At 68.1% G+C, this 18,603-nt stretch carries 17 protein-coding genes and 1 tRNA gene; 13 read left to right on the top strand and 5 right to left on the bottom strand.

The window, feature by feature from the left end:
* Nucleotides 1-105: 105 nt before the first annotated feature.
* Nucleotides 106-191, bottom strand: a tRNA-Leu gene (locus J3476_RS13990).
* Nucleotides 192-278: 87 nt separating this feature from the next.
* Here J3476_RS13990 and J3476_RS13995 point away from each other — a divergent pair.
* Nucleotides 279-1,643, top strand: a complete 1,365-nt coding sequence (locus J3476_RS13995; protein WP_207067043.1) for a M20/M25/M40 family metallo-hydrolase — start codon at nucleotides 279-281, stop codon at nucleotides 1,641-1,643.
* A 33-nt stretch (nucleotides 1,644-1,676) separates the two neighbouring features.
* Nucleotides 1,677-2,207 (top strand): YbhB/YbcL family Raf kinase inhibitor-like protein, encoded by a 531-nt coding sequence (locus tag J3476_RS14000; protein WP_163676300.1) that lies wholly within the window; start codon nucleotides 1,677-1,679, stop codon nucleotides 2,205-2,207.
* 44 nt (nucleotides 2,208-2,251) lie between these two features.
* Here the strand turns inward: J3476_RS14000 and J3476_RS14005 are convergent, their stop codons facing one another.
* From J3476_RS14005 to J3476_RS14015, 3 genes are read right to left on the bottom strand one after another with little or no spacing between them, the layout of a single operon-like run.
* Nucleotides 2,252-3,316 (bottom strand): quinone-dependent dihydroorotate dehydrogenase, encoded by a 1,065-nt coding sequence (locus tag J3476_RS14005; protein ID WP_207067044.1) that lies wholly within the window; start codon nucleotides 3,314-3,316, stop codon nucleotides 2,252-2,254.
* Nucleotides 3,317-3,332: 16 nt separating this feature from the next.
* Entirely contained in the window at nucleotides 3,333-3,593 is a 261-nt protein-coding gene (locus J3476_RS14010; RefSeq protein WP_152517588.1) for a DUF5703 family protein, read from the bottom strand.
* Nucleotides 3,590-4,591: a YncE family protein gene (locus J3476_RS14015; protein ID WP_373889064.1), complete on the bottom strand. Its 1,002-nt coding sequence runs from the start codon at nucleotides 4,589-4,591 to the stop codon at nucleotides 3,590-3,592. Before J3476_RS14015 ends, J3476_RS14010 begins: the two co-directional genes overlap by 4 nt.
* A 156-nt stretch (nucleotides 4,592-4,747) precedes the next feature.
* Between J3476_RS14015 and J3476_RS14020 the strand changes: the two genes are divergently transcribed.
* From J3476_RS14020 to J3476_RS14060, 9 genes are all read left to right on the top strand, one after another.
* Nucleotides 4,748-5,059: a hypothetical protein gene (locus J3476_RS14020; protein WP_207067045.1), complete on the top strand. Its 312-nt coding sequence runs from the start codon at nucleotides 4,748-4,750 to the stop codon at nucleotides 5,057-5,059.
* Nucleotides 5,060-5,103: 44 nt separating this feature from the next.
* On the top strand, nucleotides 5,104-5,934 hold the full coding sequence (locus tag J3476_RS14025; protein WP_207067060.1) for an undecaprenyl-diphosphate phosphatase: 831 nt from the start codon (nucleotides 5,104-5,106) through the stop codon (nucleotides 5,932-5,934).
* A gap of 58 nt (nucleotides 5,935-5,992) precedes the next feature.
* Nucleotides 5,993-6,697: a histidine phosphatase family protein gene (locus J3476_RS14030; RefSeq protein WP_207067046.1), complete on the top strand. Its 705-nt coding sequence runs from the start codon at nucleotides 5,993-5,995 to the stop codon at nucleotides 6,695-6,697.
* A 55-nt stretch (nucleotides 6,698-6,752) separates the two neighbouring features.
* Complete coding sequence (locus tag J3476_RS14035) at nucleotides 6,753-7,340, top strand: DUF3090 domain-containing protein (protein ID WP_207067047.1); 588 nt, start codon at nucleotides 6,753-6,755, stop codon at nucleotides 7,338-7,340.
* Nucleotides 7,324-8,163 carry an SCO1664 family protein gene (locus J3476_RS14040; protein WP_207067048.1) on the top strand — a complete coding sequence of 280 codons (840 nt, stop codon included), beginning with the start codon at nucleotides 7,324-7,326 and terminating at the stop codon, nucleotides 8,161-8,163. The genes J3476_RS14035 and J3476_RS14040 overlap by 17 nt, the downstream gene beginning before the upstream one ends.
* 17 nt (nucleotides 8,164-8,180) lie before the next feature.
* Nucleotides 8,181-9,032 carry a 3'(2'),5'-bisphosphate nucleotidase CysQ gene (locus J3476_RS14045; protein WP_286183016.1) on the top strand — a complete coding sequence of 284 codons (852 nt, stop codon included), beginning with the start codon at nucleotides 8,181-8,183 and terminating at the stop codon, nucleotides 9,030-9,032.
* A 61-nt stretch (nucleotides 9,033-9,093) separates the two neighbouring features.
* The gene (gene mshC / locus J3476_RS14050) at nucleotides 9,094-10,332 is read left to right on the top strand and encodes a cysteine--1-D-myo-inosityl 2-amino-2-deoxy-alpha-D-glucopyranoside ligase (protein WP_207067049.1); all 1,239 of its coding nucleotides are present in this window, start codon (nucleotides 9,094-9,096) and stop codon (nucleotides 10,330-10,332) included.
* A gap of 128 nt (nucleotides 10,333-10,460) precedes the next feature.
* Nucleotides 10,461-11,339, top strand: a complete 879-nt coding sequence (locus tag J3476_RS14055) for an SDR family oxidoreductase (protein WP_207067050.1) — start codon at nucleotides 10,461-10,463, stop codon at nucleotides 11,337-11,339.
* 9 nt (nucleotides 11,340-11,348) lie between these two features.
* Nucleotides 11,349-12,350, top strand: a complete 1,002-nt coding sequence (locus tag J3476_RS14060) for a patatin-like phospholipase family protein (protein ID WP_207067051.1) — start codon at nucleotides 11,349-11,351, stop codon at nucleotides 12,348-12,350.
* 168 nt (nucleotides 12,351-12,518) lie between these two features.
* Here J3476_RS14060 and J3476_RS14065 read toward each other — a convergent pair whose 3' ends face one another.
* Complete coding sequence (locus J3476_RS14065; RefSeq protein WP_173012223.1) at nucleotides 12,519-13,370, bottom strand: PAC2 family protein; 852 nt, start codon at nucleotides 13,368-13,370, stop codon at nucleotides 12,519-12,521.
* A 342-nt stretch (nucleotides 13,371-13,712) separates the two neighbouring features.
* On the opposite strand from J3476_RS14065, the gene metH reads away from it, so the two are divergent.
* Nucleotides 13,713-17,477, top strand: coding sequence for a methionine synthase (gene metH / locus J3476_RS14070; RefSeq protein WP_207067052.1), 3,765 nt, complete (start codon nucleotides 13,713-13,715; stop codon nucleotides 17,475-17,477).
* A gap of 44 nt (nucleotides 17,478-17,521) precedes the next feature.
* Nucleotides 17,522-18,603, top strand: a 1,082-nt coding sequence (locus tag J3476_RS14075; RefSeq protein ID WP_207067053.1) for a DUF222 domain-containing protein, incomplete at its 3' end; no start/stop codon positions are given.

Below are 18,603 nucleotides of genomic sequence, written 5' to 3' on the forward strand. Positions count from 1 at the left end.
GTCTGGAAGCGATGATCAGCCCCAGTGTTCGAGCTGTGCGTCGACCGGCGTCGCAATGACCCGACCTCTGCCGTCCAGCTGCGCCGATGCGCTGTGGTGATGCGGTGTCCGAGGGGGGACTTGAACCCCCACGCCCGTTAATAGGGCACTAGCACCTCAAGCTAGCGCGTCTGCCATTCCGCCACTCGGACCTGCTGTGGGCGCCTAAGGCTATCGGATTCCCCGCCCCGGCCCCAAACCCAGCCCCAAACCCGGGGGCGGGGCCCGTTCGGGGATCAATGGTAGGAAAGGGAACTGTGAGTGGTCCAATTCCGGGTCGGCCGACACCCAGCGACGAAGTCGTCGACCTTGTCAGCACCCTCATCAGGTTCGACACCTCCAACACCGGTGACCCCGCCACCACGAAGGGGGAGGCCGAGTGCGCCCGCTGGGTGGCCGAGCAGCTCGCCGAGGTCGGCCTGGAGAGCGAGTACATCGAGGCAGGGGCACCCGGGCGCGCCAATGTCTTCGCCCGGCTCCCCGGGGCGGACCGGTCCCGCGGGGCCTTGATGCTGCACGGACACCTCGACGTGGTGCCCGCCGAGGCCGCCGACTGGAGTGTGCACCCGTTCTCCGGTGCCATCGAGGACGGCTACGTGTGGGGGCGCGGCGCGGTCGACATGAAGGACATGGTCGGGATGATCCTGGCGGTCGCCCGGCACTTCAAACGCGCAGGCATCGTCCCCCCGCGCGACCTGGTGTTCGCGTTCGTCTCCGACGAGGAGGCCGGCGGCAACTACGGCTGCAAATGGCTGGTCGAGAACCGTCCCGACCTGTTCGCCGGCGTCACCGAAGCGGTCGGTGAGGTCGGCGGGTTCTCGCTGACGGTGCCGCGCCGCGACGGCGGTGAACGGCGGCTCTACCTCGTCGAGACGGCCGAGAAGGCGATGCTGTGGATGCGCCTGACCGCGCGGGCGCGGGCTGGCCACGGCTCGATGGTGCACGACGACAATGCCGTCACCGCGGTCTCCGAGGCCGTGGCGAAGCTGGGCCGGCACCGCTTCCCGCTCGTGCTGACCGAGTCGGTGGAACAGTTCCTGACCGCGGTGGCCGAGGAGACGGGCTACGCGTTCGACCCCGCTTCTCCGGACATCGACGGCACCGTCGCCAAACTCGGCGGTATCGCCCGCATCGTCGGAGCCACGCTGCGCGACACCGCCAACCCGACGATGCTCAAGGCCGGCTACAAAGCCAACGTCATCCCGGCGACCGCCGAGGCCGTGATCGACTGCCGGGTGCTGCCCGGCCGCCTCGCCGCGTTCGAACGCGAAGTCGACGAACTGATCGGCCCCGACGTGCAGCGCGAATGGATCACCAACCTGCCGTCGTACGAAACCCCGTTCGACGGGGAACTGCTCGAAGCGATGAACTCGGCGATCCTGGCCCACGACCCCGACGCCCGCACCGTGCCCTACATGCTGTCCGGCGGAACCGATGCAAAACACTTCGCCCGCTTGGGTATTCGCTGCTTCGGGTTCGCGCCGCTGCGGCTGCCGCCGGAACTGGACTTCGCCGCGTTGTTCCACGGGGTCGACGAGCGGGTACCCGTTGACGCGTTGCGGTTCGGCGCGCAGGTCCTCGAACACTTCCTGCTGCACAGCTAGACACCGAACGACGATTGAAAGGACTGACCGCACATGGCATTTCCGTACAATCCCTACGATTTCCTGCCCGAGTTGCCGACGTTCACCGTGACGTCGGAGTCCTTCGACGACGGTCAGCCGCTCGCCAACGATCAGGTCAGCGGAATCATGGGCGCCGGCGGGTCGGACATCTCACCCCAGTTGAGCTGGTCGGGCTTCCCGGAGGAGACTCGCAGCTTCGCGGTCACCGTGTATGACCCCGATGCGCCCACGGCGTCGGGTTTCTGGCACTGGGCGGTGTTCAACCTGCCCGCCACGGTCACCGATCTTCCCGCCGGGGTGGGCGACGGCAGCGGACTGCCCGGCGAGGCCGTCACGCTGGCCAACGACGCCGGTCTCAAGCGCTACATCGGCGCCGCCCCGCCGCCGGGGCACGGGCCGCACCGCTACATCGTCGCCGTGCACGCGGTGGACGTGGAGAAGCTCGATGTCCCCGCTGAAGGGACCCCGGCGTATCTGGGCTTCAACTTGTTCAGTCACGCCATCGCCCGGGCCCTGATCCACGGCACCCACGAGCAGAAGTGATGTCGGGGTGGTTGTCGTCGCTCGACGGCGACAACCACCCGACGTCACGGGTGCGCCGCCGAGCCCACCGCGTCGGCGAGGCTGGTGAACCCGCCCGCGTGCAGGCGGCGGGCGATGCCGTCGTTGATCGACTTGGCCCACAGTCCGCCGCCGTAGACGAAGCCGGTGTAGCCCTGCAGCAGGGAGGCACCCGAGGTGATGCGGTCCCAGGCGTCGTCGGCGGTCTCGATCCCGCCGACGCTGACCAGCACCAGGCGGTCACCGACGCGCCGGTAGAGGCGTCGCAGCACCTCGGCCGCGCGGCGCGCGACCGGCGGCCCGGAGATTCCGCCCGGCCCCAGTTCGGCCACGCCGGGGGTGGCCAGACCGTCGCGGGAAATCGTGGTGTTGGTGGCGACGATCCCCGCCAGCCCGAGTTCGACGGCCAGATCGGCGATCTGGTCGATGTCGTCGTCGGCGAGATCCGGGGCGATCTTCACCAGCACCGGTGTCGAGGTCTGGGCCAGCACTGCGGCCAGGATGGGACGCAGCGACTGCACCGACTGAAGATCCCGCAGACCTGGCGTGTTGGGCGAACTGACGTTGACCACCAGGTAGGACGCCAGCGGGCCGAGCAGGCGGGCGCTCTCGGCGTAGTCGTCGGCCGCCCGGTCCGGCGGTGTCGCCTTGGTCTTGCCGATGTTCACCCCGACGGGCACGTCGGGAACATGATCGGTGAGTTGCGCCGCCAGCGCGCGGGCACCGTGATTGTTGAAACCCATCCGGTTGAGCAGCGCCCGGTCGGCGGGCAGCCGGAACAGCCGCGGTTGCGGGTTGCCGGGTTGCGCCCGCGCGGTCACGGTGCCGACCTCGGCGTAACCGAAGCCGAGCGCCCCCCACGTGTGCAGTCCCAGACCGTCCTTGTCGAACCCGGCCGCCAGGCCCATCGGGCCCGGGAACCGCACCCCGAACACGGTGCTGGCCAGCGCCGGATCCCGAGGCCGCAGCCGTCGGGAGAGCAGCCGGCGCACCGGCGTCGGGGCGGTGGCCGCGCGCAGCCCACCGAACACCCACGTGTGCACGCGTTCGGGCTCGACGGTGAACAGCACCCGGCGCAGCGCGGAGTACATCACCGTCGACCGTCGATCACGCCGGCGCCTCGGGGGTCGGTGCCGGTTGGGCACGCTTCTTGCGGCGCAGTAACACCCGGCGGCTGCCGTCGGTGTAGAGGCGCACCCGGGTCAGTTCCCAACCGCGGTATTCGGCCTCGATCGACAACCGGATCGAGGCGCTGACCCGGGTCACGTCCGGGGGCAGCCGCAGCGGAATCCATTCGTATTCGCCGGGGTCCTCGGCGACGGCCTGATCCCAGGCGGCGGGCATGCGGCCGCGCGAACCTCGGCTCATCGGGCTGCCCCGGCTATCACCTGGACGCCGGAACCGGACCCCGACACCACATACAGGGTGCCGGATGCATCGTCGAACGCCAGTGAGTTGGGTTGCTGCACGGTTCGATAACGCACCTTCTCGACAGGTATTCCGGTCGACAGATCGTAACCAACCACGGTGTTGGTCGCCGTCTGGGCGACCCAGGCCAACACGGGTGTGTCGCCGCCGGAGGCCACCAGGCCGTACGGGGCGTCCGGCACCGGGAAGCGTTGCCGCAGCATCAGCGGATCGACGCCGTAGACCAGCAGTTCGCCGCCGCGGGTGTCGGTGACGAGCACCCGACCCGCAGCGTCCGCCACCATCGTGGTCGCGCCCTCACCGGCGCGCAGCGCGTGTTCGTCGTCGGTTCCCTCGGCGTTGAGGCTGGTCACCGAGGTCTGCCCGCGGTCGAGCACCACCGCGGTGTCGCCTTGGGTGACGATGCTGTCCACCCGCGCGAAGATCTTCACCTGCGCCGCGACGTCCCCTTGGGAATCGAGTGTGTAAACCGTCCCGTCGGCGCTGCCCAGCACCAGGCGGCCGTCGGCGCGACGCGCCAGCGCGGTGAAGTCGACGTCGTCCCGCCCGGGGACCCCGATCCGTTCGGCCGCGCCGGCGGCGACGTCCAGTGCGAAATAGCCGCCCCGCGTCGGCAGCAGCACCGTGCCGGCCGCGTCAGCGACCAGCGCACCGGCGCTGCCGTCCAGCTCGACCGGAACCGGGGCGCCGTCGGCGGGCAGGACGGTGACCACCGAGCGATCGGCACCGCTCGGCCCCAGCACCACCAGCGAGCGCGTTGCCGGGTCGAAGACGGCGGCCTGGGCCGGAGCTGCCAGCGGAAGCACCTGTCCCTCCGGTGTCGCGCTGGCCGGCGGTGAGGCGGCGGCGCTGGCGGGAGCGATCGTCGGTGGTGGCGCGTCGGCGGGATTGGTGGAACAGCCCGCCAGCGCGGTAGCCAGTGCGACCACCAGAAGCAGAATCGGCAGGACCGGTGTGTTTGTACGGCGAGGCAAAGGGTAGCTCTCGGTTGTGCGGACGAAACCTGATCGAACAGCCAGTGTATTCAAGCTGTGACGGGTCAATCTGCCGCGTCCGGAAGGTCTATTGACGTGAGCGACGGTATGGTACGGACCATGACCCTTCTTGCCGATAGCGATATGAATGGTCAGGGCTTTGCTGTCGAGGACATCACCACGGGTGTCCACGCCAGCGGATTCGGCCAGGTCGGCGATGGACGGAGCTTCTCGTTCCACATCGAACATCAGGCCCTGGTCGTCGAGGTGTACCGGCCGCGACTGCGCGGACCGGTCCCGCAGGCCGAGGATGTGGTCGCGACGGCGACCCGCAAGCTGACCGACGTCGACCTCTGTGACGAGCGCAGCATGACCGCGGTGGTGCGTGACGCCGTCGCCGATGCGCAACCGGTACCGCGTAACAGCCGCTGACCCACCCCCACGGTACGGTCGTCCTCGTGACCGACGTACCTGCGATGTCGTGGCTGCAGGTGGTGGTCCTGTCGATCCTGCAGGGACTGACCGAGTTCCTCCCGGTGTCGTCCTCCGGGCATCTGGCGATCGCCTCGAGGGTGTTCTTCGACGACGACGCCGGTGCGTCGTTCACCGCGGTCAGCCAGTTGGGGACCGAGGCGGCGGTGCTGGTGTACTTCGCCCGCGACATCGTGCGCATCGTCAAGGCGTGGTGGGCGGGTCTGTTCGACGCCGTCCGCCGCAACGCCGACTACTGGCTGGGCTGGTGGGTGATCATCGGCTCCATCCCGATCGGCGTGATCGGCCTGCTGTTCAAGGACCAGATCCGCACCGGTGCGCGCAACCTGTGGCTGGTGGCCACCGCGCTGATCGTGTTCTCGCTGGTCATCGCTGCCGCCGAGTACGTGGGCCGGCAGAGCCGCCGAGTCGAGCAGCTCACCTGGAAGGACGCCGTCATCGTCGGCTTCGCCCAATGCCTGGCCCTGGTCCCGGGAGTGTCGCGTTCAGGTGCCACGATCAGCGCGGGCCTGTTCCTCGGCATGGAGCGCGAGCTCGCCGCCCGGTTCGGGTTCCTGCTGGCGATCCCGGCGGTTTTCGCCTCCGGTCTGTTCTCGCTGCCCGACGCGTTCGCCCCGGTCGGCGAGGGAATGGCCGCCAGCGGGGCGCAGCTGCTGATCGCGACCCTGATCGCCTTCGTCGTCGGGTTCGCCGCGGTCGCCTGGTTCCTACGATTCCTGGTTCGGCACAGCATGTACTGGTTCGTGGGGTACCGCATCGTGTTGGGCGTCGTGGTGTTGGTTCTGTTGTCGACCGGGGTGGTGGCCGCATCATGACCGACGAGCGCTTGCGCGTGGGGGTACCGCCCGCCCGGAGGGCAGGGGGAGAGATGACGTGACCGTTCTGCTGCTGAGGCACGGCCGCTCCACCTCCAACACCGCACACACGCTGGCGGGCCGCTCTCCGGGTGTCGACCTCGACGACCGCGGCCGCGAGCAGGCCGCGGCGCTGGTGGAGCGCATCGGATCGTTGCCGATCCGGGCCATCGTGCGGTCCCCGCTGCTGCGGTGTGGGCGCACGGTCGAGCCGCTGGCCGCAGCGCTGGGTGTGGAACCGGCGGTCGACGACCGGCTCGCCGAGGTCGATTACGGCGCGTGGACCGGCCGCAAGCTGGGGGACCTGGTGAAGGAGCCGTTGTGGGCGGTGGTTCAGCAGCAGCCCAGCGCCGCGGTGTTCCCCGACGGCGAGGGGCTGGCCGCGGTGCAGGCGCGGGCGGTATCGGCGGTGAGGGAGCACGATCGACGGTTGGCCGACGAGCACGGCACTGACGTGCTCTGGGTGGCGTGTACTCACGGTGACGTCATCAAGGCCGTTCTCGCCGACGCGCTGGGCACCCATCTGGACAGCTTCCAGCGGATCAACGCCGATCCGGCGTCGGTGAGCGTCATCCGCTACACCACGCTGCGGCCCTTCGTGGTCCACGTCAACCACACCGGCGCCGCGTTGAACCCCGCGCTGGCCGTCGTCGCCGATCCGGACAAGTCCGGTGACGGTGCTGTGCCGAGCGGTGAAGCCGTGGTCGGCGGCTCGACCGAGTGAACAACGACGCCGCAATTACGGCTGACGTGGCGTAGCCGGTATTTTGGACACTGCCATGGCCCGCGAAATCCACGTCTTCCGCACACCCGACCGTTTCGTGGCCGGGACTGTCGGGCAGCCCGGAAACCGGACGTTCTACCTGCAGGCCGTCCACGACAAGCGTGTGATCTCGGTCATCCTCGAGAAGCAGCAAGTCGCGGTGCTCGCCGAGCGGATCGCGGCGCTGCTGCTGGAGATCAACCGCCGCTTCGGCACGCCGATCCCACCGGAGACCGGTGAGGTCGAGGACCTGAGCCCACTGATCACCCCGGTCGACGCGGAGTTCCGGGTCGGCACCATGGGGCTGGGCTGGGATTCCGAGGCGCAGACGGTGGTCGTGGAGTTGCTCGCGGTGTCGGAAACCGAGTTCGACGCCTCGGTCGTGCTCGACGACTCCGAGGAGGGTCCCGACGCGGTGCGGGTCTTCTTGACCCCCGAGTCGGCCCGCGAGTTCGCGAACCGCTCCAATCGGGTCATCTCGGCCGGTCGTCCGCCCTGCCCGCTGTGCGAGGAACCGCTCGATCCCGAGGGGCACATCTGCGTGCGTACCAACGGCTACCGGCGGGGCGAGCTGACCGAAGCCGACGATGACGACGCCCTCTGAGTCCGGCGCCGCCGACGCCGAGACGGTGCTGCGCCGCGGCGACCTCACCGTCATCGGGCGGATCCGCTCGGCGAGCAACGCGACGTTTCTGTGCGAGGCCACACTCGGCGACACGACAGTGCATTGCGTGTACAAGCCGGTGGCCGGCGAGGCGCCGCTGTGGGATTTCCCGGACGGCACCCTGGCGGGACGGGAGCTCGGCGCCTATCTGGTGTCGGCCGCGTTGGGCTGGAATGTGGTGCCGTACACCATCATTCGGGATGGTCCTGCTGGGCCCGGGATGTTGCAGCGGTGGGTCGACCAACCCGGTGACGATCCCGCGGTCGGCGCAGGCCCGCTGGACACCGGCCCGGACCTGATCGATCTGCTGCCGGCCGGCCGGGTGCCGGACGGTTTCCTCGCGGTGCTGCAGGCCTACGACTACGCCGGAGACGAGGTGACCCTGGTGCACGCCGACGACGAGCGCCTGCGCCGGGTCGCGGTCTTCGATGTGCTGATCAACAACGCCGACCGCAAGGGCGGTCATGTGCTGTCCGGGCGCGACGGGCGGGTCTACGGCGTGGACCACGGGGTGAGCCTGCACGTCGAGGACAAACTGCGAACGGTGCTGTGGGGGTGGGCCGGCAAACCCGTCGACGATCACCTGCTCGGCGATGTGGCGGCGCTGCGCGACGCACTCGACGATGGTCTCGACGACCAGCTGTGCGGTCACATCACGGCACCTGAAGTCGCCGCACTGAGATCCAGAGCCGTTGCCCTGCTGCGTAATCCGGTGATGCCTTCGCCCGACCGGCGCCGCCCGATACCGTGGCCGGCGTTTTGACGTGGTCTACTTGGCCGGTGACGCTGACCGATGCGGCCCTGGCTGCCGAGGTGGCCGCGCAGGCCGGTGAGCTGCTCCTGGCCATGCGCGAGCAGATCGGCTTCTACGACCCGTATGACCTCGGCGACGCCGGCGACAAACGGGCCAACACGCTGATCCTGGACCGTCTGCACCAGGCCCGCCCGCATGACGCCGTGCTGTCCGAGGAGGCCGTCGACGATGTGTCGCGCGTCGACGCCGACCGGGTGTGGATCGTCGATCCGGTGGACGGCACCTACGAATATTCACTGCCCGGCCGCGTCGATTGGGCGGTGCACATCGCTCTGTGGCAACGCTCCAAGCACGGCGAGGGCGGCACGGCCACTTCCGCTGCCGGAGGCGGCACGATCGCTTCCGCTGCCGGAGGCGGCACGATCGCTTCCGCTGCCGGAGGCGGCACCATCACAGATGCCGCGGTCGCACTGCCTGCGCGCGGAGAGGTGTACCGCACCGACACCGTGACCCCACCGCCACCGCGGCGCGACGGCCCGATCCGGATCACCGCCAGTTCCAACCGGCCGCCCGCGGTGCTGTGGGCCCTGCGGGACAAGATGGACATCCAGCTCGTCCGCATCGGATCGGCCGGCGCCAAGGCGATGGCGGTGGTCCGCGGCGACGTCGACGCCTACATCCACGCCGGCGGGCAGTGGGAATGGGATTCGGCTGCGCCGGCCGGCGTGCTGTGGGCGGCGGGCATGCATGCCTCGCGCCTCGGCGGCGCCCCGCTGGTCTACAACAGGCGCGACCCGTACCTGCCTGATCTGCTGATGTGCCGTCCGGAGTTGGCTCCGCTGCTGCTGGAGGAGATCCGGGCGGCTCACCGGCGATGAGAGGTTGGGAATGAAAGCGCCGTCCGCGTTGTCGCATTCGGCGATGTCTAGAGTCGACGGCATGCAATCGTGGTCTGCCCCGAGCGTCCCGACGCTGGCCGGGCGCGGACCGGCGCTGCGGCTCTACGACAGCGCCGACCGTCAGGTGCGACCGGTGACACCCGGGCGCACCGCGACGATGTACGTGTGCGGGATCACGCCCTATGACGCCACCCATCTGGGGCACGCAGCGACCTACTTGACCTTCGACCTGGTGAACCGGCTGTGGCTGGACGCAGGCCACGACGTCCACTACGTGCAGAACATCACCGACGTCGACGATCCGCTGTTCGAGCGCGCCCACCGCGACGGGGTGGACTGGCAGGCGCTGGCCCACCGGGAGACCGACCTGTTCCGCGAGGACATGGCCGCCATGCGGGTGCTGCCGCCCCGGGACTACATCGCCGCCACCGAGTCGATCGCCGAGGTCATCGAGGTCGTCGAGAAGTTGTTGGCGTCCGGTGCCGCCTATGTCGTCGACGACCCGCAATATCCCGACGTATATTTCCGCGCCGAGGCCACCGGGCAGTTCGGTTATGAGTCGGGTTACGACCGCGACACCATGCTCACGTTGTCAGGTGAGCGCGGGGGAGACCCCGAGCGCGCCGGCAAACGGGATCCGCTCGATGCGCTGCTGTGGCGTATGGAGCGTCCGGGCGAGCCGAGCTGGGATTCACCGTTCGGTGCCGGCCGACCCGGGTGGCACGTCGAGTGCGCCGCGATCGCGCTGACCCGCCTCGGCACCGTGGTCGACATCCAGGGTGGCGGGAGTGACCTGATCTTCCCGCACCACGAGTTCTCGGCCGCGCACGCCGAGTGCGTGACCGGAGAACGCAGGTTCGCCCGGCACTACGTCCACGCGGGCATGATCGGCTGGGACGGGCACAAGATGTCGAAGAGCCGCGGCAACCTGGTGCTGGTGTCCGGGCTGCGCGCCGACGGCGTCGATCCCGCCGCCATCCGGCTGGGCCTGCTCTCCGGGCACTACCGCGAGGACCGGTTCTGGAGCCACGAGGTGCTCGAACAGGCGCACGACCGCCTGCGCCGCTACCGCAGCGCCACCGCGTTGGCGGGCGCACCCGACGCCACCGACGTCGTCGCCCGGGTACGTCGTTACCTGGCCGACGACCTGGATACGCCCAAGGCGCTCGCCGCGCTGGACGGCTGGGCGACCGATGCCCTGTCCTACGGCGGGCATGACGGTGCCGCCGGGGCGACGGTCGCCGCCGCGGTGGACGCTCTGCTCGGCGTGCGCCTCTAGATCATCTTTTGGGCTGTCCGAGGGCTGTCGATCCCCCGGCGAGGGTGCCCGTCTGTGCAGCGCCGCGCCGCGAATCTTCGGCAAAATCGCGACCTCGAGCGGCCGCGCGATGGAGTAGTTTCGCGGCCATGGGCTCAGTAGCCGGAAAGACAGTCTTCATCACCGGCGGCGCGCGCGGCGTCGGCGCCGAGGTGGCCCGCCGCCTGCACGCACGCGGCGCGCGGCTGGTGCTCACCGACCTCGACGAGGCGCCGCTGGCTGACCTGGCCGACGCTCTCGGCGCGGACCGGGTGCTCACCCGGGTTGCCGACGTGCGTGATCTGCAGGCCATGCAGGAGGTGGTGGACGCCGCGGTGGACCGGTTCGGTGGGCTCGACGTCGTGATGGCCAACGCCGGAATCGCGACATACGGATCGGTGCTGCAGGTCGATCCCGAGGCGTTTCAGACGTTGATGGACGTCAATGTCAAGGGCGTGTTCAACACCGTGCGGGCCGCGTTGCCCGCGGTCCTCGAGCGCCGCGGCTATGTACTGATCGTCTCGTCGCTGGCGGCGTACGCGGCCGCGCCGGGCCTGGCGCCGTACAACGCGTCGAAGGCCGCCGTGGAGCATTTCGCGAACGCGCTGCGGCTCGAGGTCGCCCATCGTGGCGTGGATGTCGGCTCGGCGCACATGTCGTGGATCGACACCCCGCTGGTACGTGACACCAAAGACGACCTGTCCACGTTCGGCGAGATGCTGTCGAAGTTGCCGTACCCGCTGAACCAGACCACGTCGGTCGAGCAGTGCGGTCAGGTGTTCGTCGCGGGCATCGAGGGCCGTAAGCGTCAGATCAACTGCCCGGGGTGGGTGGGGGTGCTGCGCTGGCTCAAGCCGGTGCTGTCCACGATGGTGGGGGAGAGCCGGATTCGTGGCTTCGTCCCGGACCTGCTGCCCCGGATGGACGCCGAGGTGGCGCGGCTGGGCCGCTCGATGGGCTCACGCACCAAGTCCGTCGAAGAGCGCTGAGCCGCCCGCGTGACCGAGTCCCTGCGCGCAGACCTGGTGCTCTCCGGCGGCGGAGTGAAGGGCATCGCCCTGGCCGGTGCCGCCGCGGCGCTGGTGCAGGCCGGTTACCTGCCTCAGCGCATCTCGGGCACCTCCGCCGGAGCGCTGGTCGGCGCGGTGCTGGCGGCCGCCACCCAGGCCGGCCGACTGTCGGCCGCCCAGCTCGAAGATCTCGCCACCAGCATCGACTACGGCGAGTTCCTCGACGCGGGTTTCGTCGAACGCATTCCGGTGCTCGGCCCCGCGTTCGGGGCGCTGACCGGCGACGGGATCTACCGGGGCGAAGCGTTGCGTCGGTGGGTGGCCGACCGCCTGGCCGACTACGGGGTCAGCACCTTCGCCGACCTGGCGATCGACGATACGAGCCTGCCCCCTGAGCAGCGCTATCGGTTGGTGGTCACGGTCGCCGACGTCACGCTCGGGCAGCTGGTCCGACTGCCCTGGGACTACCAGCGGCTCTACGGCCTGAATCCCGACACCCAGTCGGTGGCCGACGCCGTCCGCGCGTCGACGGCGATCCCGTTCTTCTTCCATCCGGCGTCACTCACCAGCGCAGACGGTCGTACCTCCACCCTCGTCGACGGTGGACTGCTGTCCAACTTCCCGATCGATTCGCTGGACCGCACGGACGGCGCGCCACCGCGCTGGCCCACGTTCGGCGTGACGTTGCTGCCCGACCTACCCGCCGACAATGCTCAGGTGATCCCGGCGTTGCGGCCGCTGCACCTGCTCGGCGGCCCCACGCTGCTCGAACGGGTGGTCACCACGATCCTGGTCGGTCGTGACCAGGCCTATCTGAACCAGCCCTGGGTGAGCGCGCGGACCATCCGCATCGACACCAGTTCGGTGGGCGTCCTCGACTTCGACCTCGACGAATACGCCCAGCGGATGCTCTATCAGCGCGGCCGGCATGCCGGCGAAGAGTTCCTCACGACCTGGGACTGGCCGGATTACCTCGCCCGCTTCCGCTGACGCCCTCTGCCCCTTTTTTCGGGCGCTACCGCCCTCGGAGTCTTCTGTCGGGCGCTACCGCCCTCGGAGTCTTCTGTCGGGCGCTACCGCCCTCGGAGTCTTCTGTCGGGCGCTACCGCAATCGGAGTCTTTTGTCGGGCGCTACCGCCCTCGGAGTCTTCTGTCGGGCTACCGCCCTCGGCGACGCAGGTAGCGCTCGAACTCCGCCGCCAGCGCATCGCCGTCGATCTTGCCCATCGCCTCGTTCATGTCCACTTCGGCGTCTCCGCGCTCCTCCAGCGACTGCACGTACTCGGCGATCTCATCGTCTTCCGAGGTCATCTCGGTGACCGCCTGCTCCCACTCCTCGGCCTGCGCCGGCAGATCCGCGAGCGGCACCTCGATGTCGAGCACATCTTCGACCCGGCGCAGCAGCGCCACCGTCGCCTTGGGGTTGGGCGGCTGGGAGACGTAGTGCGGAACGGCCGCCCAGAACGTCACCGCGGGAATGCCGGCCTGAACGCACGCGTCCTGAAACACCCCGGCGATGCCGGTCGGGCCCTCGTAGCGCGTCTCCTCCAGTCCGAACGTCTTCGCCGAATCCGATGAATAGGCCGCCCCGGAGACCGGTACCGGTCGAGTGTGCGGCGTGTCGGCCAACAAGGCGCCGAGGATCACGACGGTTTGCACGTTGAGCTTGTCGGTGATGGCCAGCAGCTCGGCACAGAACGTGCGCCAGCGCATGTTGGGCTCCACACCGTGCATCAGCACGATGTCGCGGTCGCTGCCCGGCGGTCGGCAGTGCGAGATGCGCATCGACGGCCACACCAACTCGCGCGTCACTCCGTCGACCTGACGGATCACCGGCCGGTTGACCTGGTAGTCGTAGTAGGACTCGTCGTCGATCTGCACGATCTGCTCGGCCTGCCATATCGAGTCCAGGTGCTGGAGCGCGTCGCTGGCGGCGTCTCCGGCATCGTTCCAGCCCTCGAACGCTGCGACGACGATCGCGTCGCGCAGGTCGGGCAGATCGGATCCCATAGGACCGCGGAAATCCGAGGGTGTCACCCAGCCAGCGTAAGCCCTGCGTGGTCAGGATGACGGTCATCGACCCGTGCCGCGGGGTGGCAGGGGAACACGGGGGTCGCAAACGGCGTTGTGCTGGCCGACTAGCCTGGCAGTGACCGCCGGACACGACCGTACCCACGAGGTGACCTGCTCGACGCTGTCACGAGGTGGGTCGTGGTCGGTGACTGCGACGAGATGGGCGTCCAGACGTCGGTCCGGTGACGACGTAGACTTTGCTCCGTCGAGAGGCGTTGCAACGGTTCCGGTCTTTGCCGGTATCCGCCACGCTCGGCAGAGTCAAGGACGCCTTCCGCTATGGAAGGAGCGCACGTGAACGCTGTCGATCAGAGCACCTTCGTGCCGAACATCCGCCCGGACTGCACCGACGCACTGGCCGCAGCGCTGCGCCAGCGGATCATGGTGATCGACGGCGCGATGGGCACCGCCATCCAGCGTGACCGCCCGGACGAAGCCGGCTACCGCGGAGATCGGTTCACCGAATGGCCGACCGCGCTGCAGGGCAACAACGATCTGCTCAACTTGACTCAGCCGCAGATCATCGAGGGGATCCACCGTGAATACCTCGAGGTGGGCGCCGACATCATCGAAACAAACACGTTCAACGCGAACAAGGTGTCGATGGCGGACTACGGCATGGAGGACCTCAGCTACGAGCTGAACTATGCCGGTGCCGCGCTGGCCCGAAAGGCCGCCGACGAATTCAGCACCCCCGAGAAGCCGCGGTACGTCGCCGGCACGCTCGGGCCCACGACGCGGACCGCGTCCATTTCGCCCGACGTCAACGATCCGGGCGCCCGTAACGTCAGCTACGACCAGTTGGTCGCCGCGTACCTCGAAGCCGCCAACGGCCTGGTCGACGGCGGATCCGACATCATCCTCGTCGAAACGATCTTCGACTCCCTCAACGCCAAAGCGGCCGTGTTCGCCCTTGAGACGATGTTCGAGGAACGTGGACGCCGCTGGCCGGTGATCATCTCGGGCACCATCACCGATGCGTCGGGGCGCACCCTCTCCGGCCAGGTGACCGAGGCGTTCTGGAACGCGATCCGGCATGTCAAGCCGCTGGCGGTCGGCTTGAACTGCGCGCTCGGCGCGCCGGAGATGAGGCCCTACATCGCCGAGATGGCGCGGATCGCCGACACCTTCGTGTCCTGCTACCCGAACGCCGGACTGCCCAACGCCTTCGGCGAATACGACGAGTCACCGGAGCGTCAGGCCAGCTACATCGCCGATTTCGCCGAGGCCGGTTTGGTCAATCTTGTCGGCGGCTGCTGTGGCACGGCGCCGCAGCACATCGCCGAAATCGCCAAGGTCGTCGACGGCAAGCCGCCGCGCGAGTTGCCCGAAATCGAGGTCGCCACCCGCCTTTCGGGGCTGGAGCCGCTCAACATCACCGACGACTCGCTGTTCGTCAACATCGGTGAGCGCACCAACATCACCGGTTCCGCCCGGTTCCGCAACCTGATCAAGGCCGAGGACTACGACACGGCTCTGTCGGTCGCTCTGCAGCAGGTCGAGGTGGGTGCGCAAGTCATCGACATCAACATGGACGAGGGCATGATCGACGGCGTCGCCGCGATGGACCGGTTCACCAAACTGGTCGCAGCCGAACCGGACATCAGCCGCGTCCCGGTGATGATCGACTCCTCCAAGTGGGAGGTCATCGAGGCGGGCCTGAAGAACGTTCAGGGCAAGCCGATCGTCAACTCGATCTCTCTGAAGGAGGGCGAGGAGAAATTCGTCCGCGAGGCCCGGCTGTGCCGCAAGTACGGTGCCGCCGTGGTCGTGATGGCGTTCGACGAGCAGGGGCAGGCCGACAACCTGGAACGCCGTAAGGAGATCTGCGGGCGCGCCTATCGGATCCTGACCGAAGACGTCGGTTTCCCGGCCGAGGACATCATCTTCGACCCGAACTGCTTCGCTCTTGCCACGGGCATCGAGGAGCACGCCACCTACGGCATCGACTTCATCGAAGCCTGCGCCTGGATCAAGGAGAATCTGCCCGGGGTGCACATCTCCGGCGGCATCTCGAACGTGTCGTTCTCATTCCGCGGCAACAACCCGGTCCGTGAAGCCATTCACGCGGTGTTCCTGTTCCACGCCATCAAGGCCGGTCTGGACATGGGCATCGTCAACGCGGGTGCGCTGGTTCCCTACGACTCGATCGACCCGGAGTTGCGCGAGCGCATCGAGGACGTCGTGCTCAACCGGCGCGAGGATGCGGCCGAACGGCTTCTGGAGATCGCCGAACGATTCAACAAAACCGAGAAAACCGATGATGCCGGCGCCGCCGAGTGGCGCTCACTTCCGGTCCGTGAACGGATCACGCACGCTCTGGTCAAAGGCATCGACGCCCACGTCGACGCCGACACCGAGGAACTGCGCGCGGAGATCGCCGAGGCCGGCGGCCGACCGATCGAGGTGATCGAAGGACCGCTGATGGACGGCATGAACGTCGTCGGTGACCTCTTCGGCTCCGGCAAGATGTTCCTGCCCCAGGTGGTGAAGTCGGCCCGGGTGATGAAGAAGGCGGTGGCCTACCTGCTGCCGTTCATCGAGGAGGAAAAGGAGCAGTCCGGCAGCTCCGGGGCCAAGGACACCAACGGCACCATCATCATGGCGACGGTCAAGGGTGACGTCCACGACATCGGTAAGAACATTGTCGGTGTCGTGTTGCAGTGCAACAACTTCGAAGTGATCGATCTCGGAGTGATGGTGCCCGCCAACAAGATTCTCGACGCGGCCAAGGAGCACGACGCCGACATCATCGGATTGTCGGGACTCATCACTCCGTCGTTGGACGAGATGGTCAACTTCGCCGTCGAGATGGAACGCGAGGGGCTGGAGATCCCGCTGCTGATCGGTGGTGCGACCACGTCGCGTGCCCACACCGCGGTGAAGGTGGCGCCACGTCGCAGCGGTCCGGTGGTGTGGGTCAAGGACGCATCCCGCTCGGTGCCCGTTGCCGCGGCGTTGCTCGATGACAGGCAGCGTCCGGCGCTGCTCGAGTCCACCGAGAAGGACTACGCCTCACTCCGCGAGCGGCACGCCCAGAAGAACGAGCGGCCGATGCTGACCCTGGAGAAGGCGCGTGCCAACCGCACGCCCATCGACTGGGACGGCTACACCCCGCCCGTGCCGGCCCATGGGCTCGGCATCAGGGAGTTCGCCGACTACGACTTGGCCGAGCTGCGCGAGTACATCGATTGGCAGCCGTTCTTCAACGCCTGGGAGATGAAGGGGCGCTTTCCCGACATCCTCAACAACCCTGCCTCGGGAGAGGCGGCGCGAAAGCTCTACGACGATGCGCAGGAAATGCTCGACACTCTGATCAAGGAGAAGTGGCTGCAGGCCAACGGGGTGATCGGTTTCTTCCCGGCCAATGCCGTCGGCGACGACATCGAGGTCTACACCGACGACAGCCGCACCGAGGTGCTGACCACGTTGCGCAACCTGCGTCAGCAGGGTGAGCACCGGGAGGGCATCCCGAACCGGTCATTGGGTGACTTCGTCGCGCCGAAGGACACCGGTCTGGCCGACTATGTCGGGGGCTTCGCCGTCACCGCCGGCCTCAACAGTCAAGACAAGATCGCCGAATTCAAGGCGGCACACGACGATTACAACGCGATCCTGTTGGAGTCCCTCGCCGACCGGTTGGCCGAGGCTTTCGCCGAACGGATGCATGAACGGGTCCGTAAGGAGTTCTGGGGATATCAACCGGCCGAGCAGCTCGACAACGAGGCGCTCATCGCCGAGAAGTATGTCGGAATCCGTCCTGCGCCAGGTTATCCCGCCTGCCCGGAGCATACCGAAAAGGCGACGCTGTTCGACCTCATGGATGTCACGAAGCGCACCGGAATCGAATTGACCGAGTCGATGGCGATGTGGCCCGGTGCCGCCGTCAGCGGATGGTACTTCTCGCACCCACAGTCGCAGTACTTCGTGGTGGGCCGGTTGGCGCAGGACCAGGTGGCCGACTACGCCAAACGCAAAGGCTGGACGCTGCAGGAGGCTGAACGCTGGCTTGCCCCCAATCTGGGATACAACCCGGAGGACTGACGCAGCCGCCGGTTTTTGTCGGACCCTGGTGCTTTGATGGGGTCATGTCCTCTGCTGCAGCGTCTTTGGTTGACGATGAGGTGTCGCCGAAGGAGCGGTTGGCGGAGTTGTTCGAGCAGATCGCGGAGTTGACCGGTCAGCGCAACGCCATCGATGCGCAGATCGTGGACATTGTCGCCGAGATCGATCATGGTGGGTTGGCGGGGATGACCGGGGCGCGGTCGATGTCGGCGTTGGTGGCGTGGAAGACCGGGGTGTCGCCGCGTAATGCGAAGACGATCGCGGCGGTCGCGGCGCGTGGTGAGCAGTTTCCGCGGTGTGTGGCCGGGTTGCGGGAGGGCCGGTTGTCGTTGGATCAGGTCGGGGTGCTCGCCGAGCGTGCCGCTGATGGTTCTGATGATCATTATGTGGAGTTGGCGTCGGTGGCGACGGTGACCCAGTTGCGCAAGGCGGTCAGTCTGGAGCCGCGCCCCGATGCGGCCCCGAAGCCGCAGCCAGAACGCGGGATCTCGCGCACCGATCATGGTGAGTCGGTGACGTATCGGATCACGGTGTCGAAGATCGAGGCCGCCAAGGTCGATGCCGCCCTGGCCGGCAAGCGCGACGGGTTGATCGCGGACTGGAAACGTGACCACGACCAGGACCCGGACGCCGACGCCGACGGTGGCCATGGTGAGTCCCCTGCCGACGCCGATGGCCCCGAGGACAGCTCCGTTGCCGACGCCGATGGCGTCGGTGGTGACTTCTCGGACGACGTCTCCGACGTCCTCGCTGATCTCACCGACGGCCCGGGTGGCGACGCCGAGGGCGGTGTGCGTGCGCCGATGCCCACTACCGTGGATGCGTTTATGGAGTTGATCGAGTGCGGCTGGGACGGCGAGGTGGCGCGGCGCCCGCACGCCCAGCACACCACCGTGGTCGTGCACGTCGACGCCGACACCAAACTCGGCGCACTGCATCTGGGTCCGCTGCTCTCCGACGCCGAACGCCAGTACCTTTCCTGTGATGCGACCTGTGAGGTGTGGTTCGAACGCGCCGGACGCCCGATCGGCGCCGGCCGCTCGACCCGCACGGTCAACCGGCGGCTGCGCCGGGCGCTGGAGCATCGGGATCGCTGCTGTGTGGT

This window comes from Mycobacterium sp. PO1 (genome assembly GCF_017312405.1).
GTDB lineage: Bacteria > Actinomycetota > Actinomycetes > Mycobacteriales > Mycobacteriaceae > Mycobacterium.

Coding starts and splice junctions, on each gene's coding strand:
- J3476_RS13995 (WP_207067043.1), top strand. CDS start 279: ATGGTAGGAAAGGGAACTGTGAGTGGTCCAATTCCGGGTCGGCCGACA.
- J3476_RS14000 (WP_163676300.1), top strand. CDS start 1,677: ATGGCATTTCCGTACAATCCCTACGATTTCCTGCCCGAGTTGCCGACG.
- J3476_RS14005 (WP_207067044.1), bottom strand. CDS start 3,316: ATGTACTCCGCGCTGCGCCGGGTGCTGTTCACCGTCGAGCCCGAACGC.
- J3476_RS14010 (WP_152517588.1), bottom strand. CDS start 3,593: ATGAGCCGAGGTTCGCGCGGCCGCATGCCCGCCGCCTGGGATCAGGCC.
- J3476_RS14020 (WP_207067045.1), top strand. CDS start 4,748: ATGACCCTTCTTGCCGATAGCGATATGAATGGTCAGGGCTTTGCTGTC.
- J3476_RS14025 (WP_207067060.1), top strand. CDS start 5,104: ATGTCGTGGCTGCAGGTGGTGGTCCTGTCGATCCTGCAGGGACTGACC.
- J3476_RS14035 (WP_207067047.1), top strand. CDS start 6,753: ATGGCCCGCGAAATCCACGTCTTCCGCACACCCGACCGTTTCGTGGCC.
- J3476_RS14040 (WP_207067048.1), top strand. CDS start 7,324: ATGACGACGCCCTCTGAGTCCGGCGCCGCCGACGCCGAGACGGTGCTG.
- mshC (WP_207067049.1), top strand. CDS start 9,094: ATGCAATCGTGGTCTGCCCCGAGCGTCCCGACGCTGGCCGGGCGCGGA.
- J3476_RS14055 (WP_207067050.1), top strand. CDS start 10,461: ATGGGCTCAGTAGCCGGAAAGACAGTCTTCATCACCGGCGGCGCGCGC.
- J3476_RS14065 (WP_173012223.1), bottom strand. CDS start 13,370: ATGGGATCCGATCTGCCCGACCTGCGCGACGCGATCGTCGTCGCAGCG.
- metH (WP_207067052.1), top strand. CDS start 13,713: ATGGAAGGAGCGCACGTGAACGCTGTCGATCAGAGCACCTTCGTGCCG.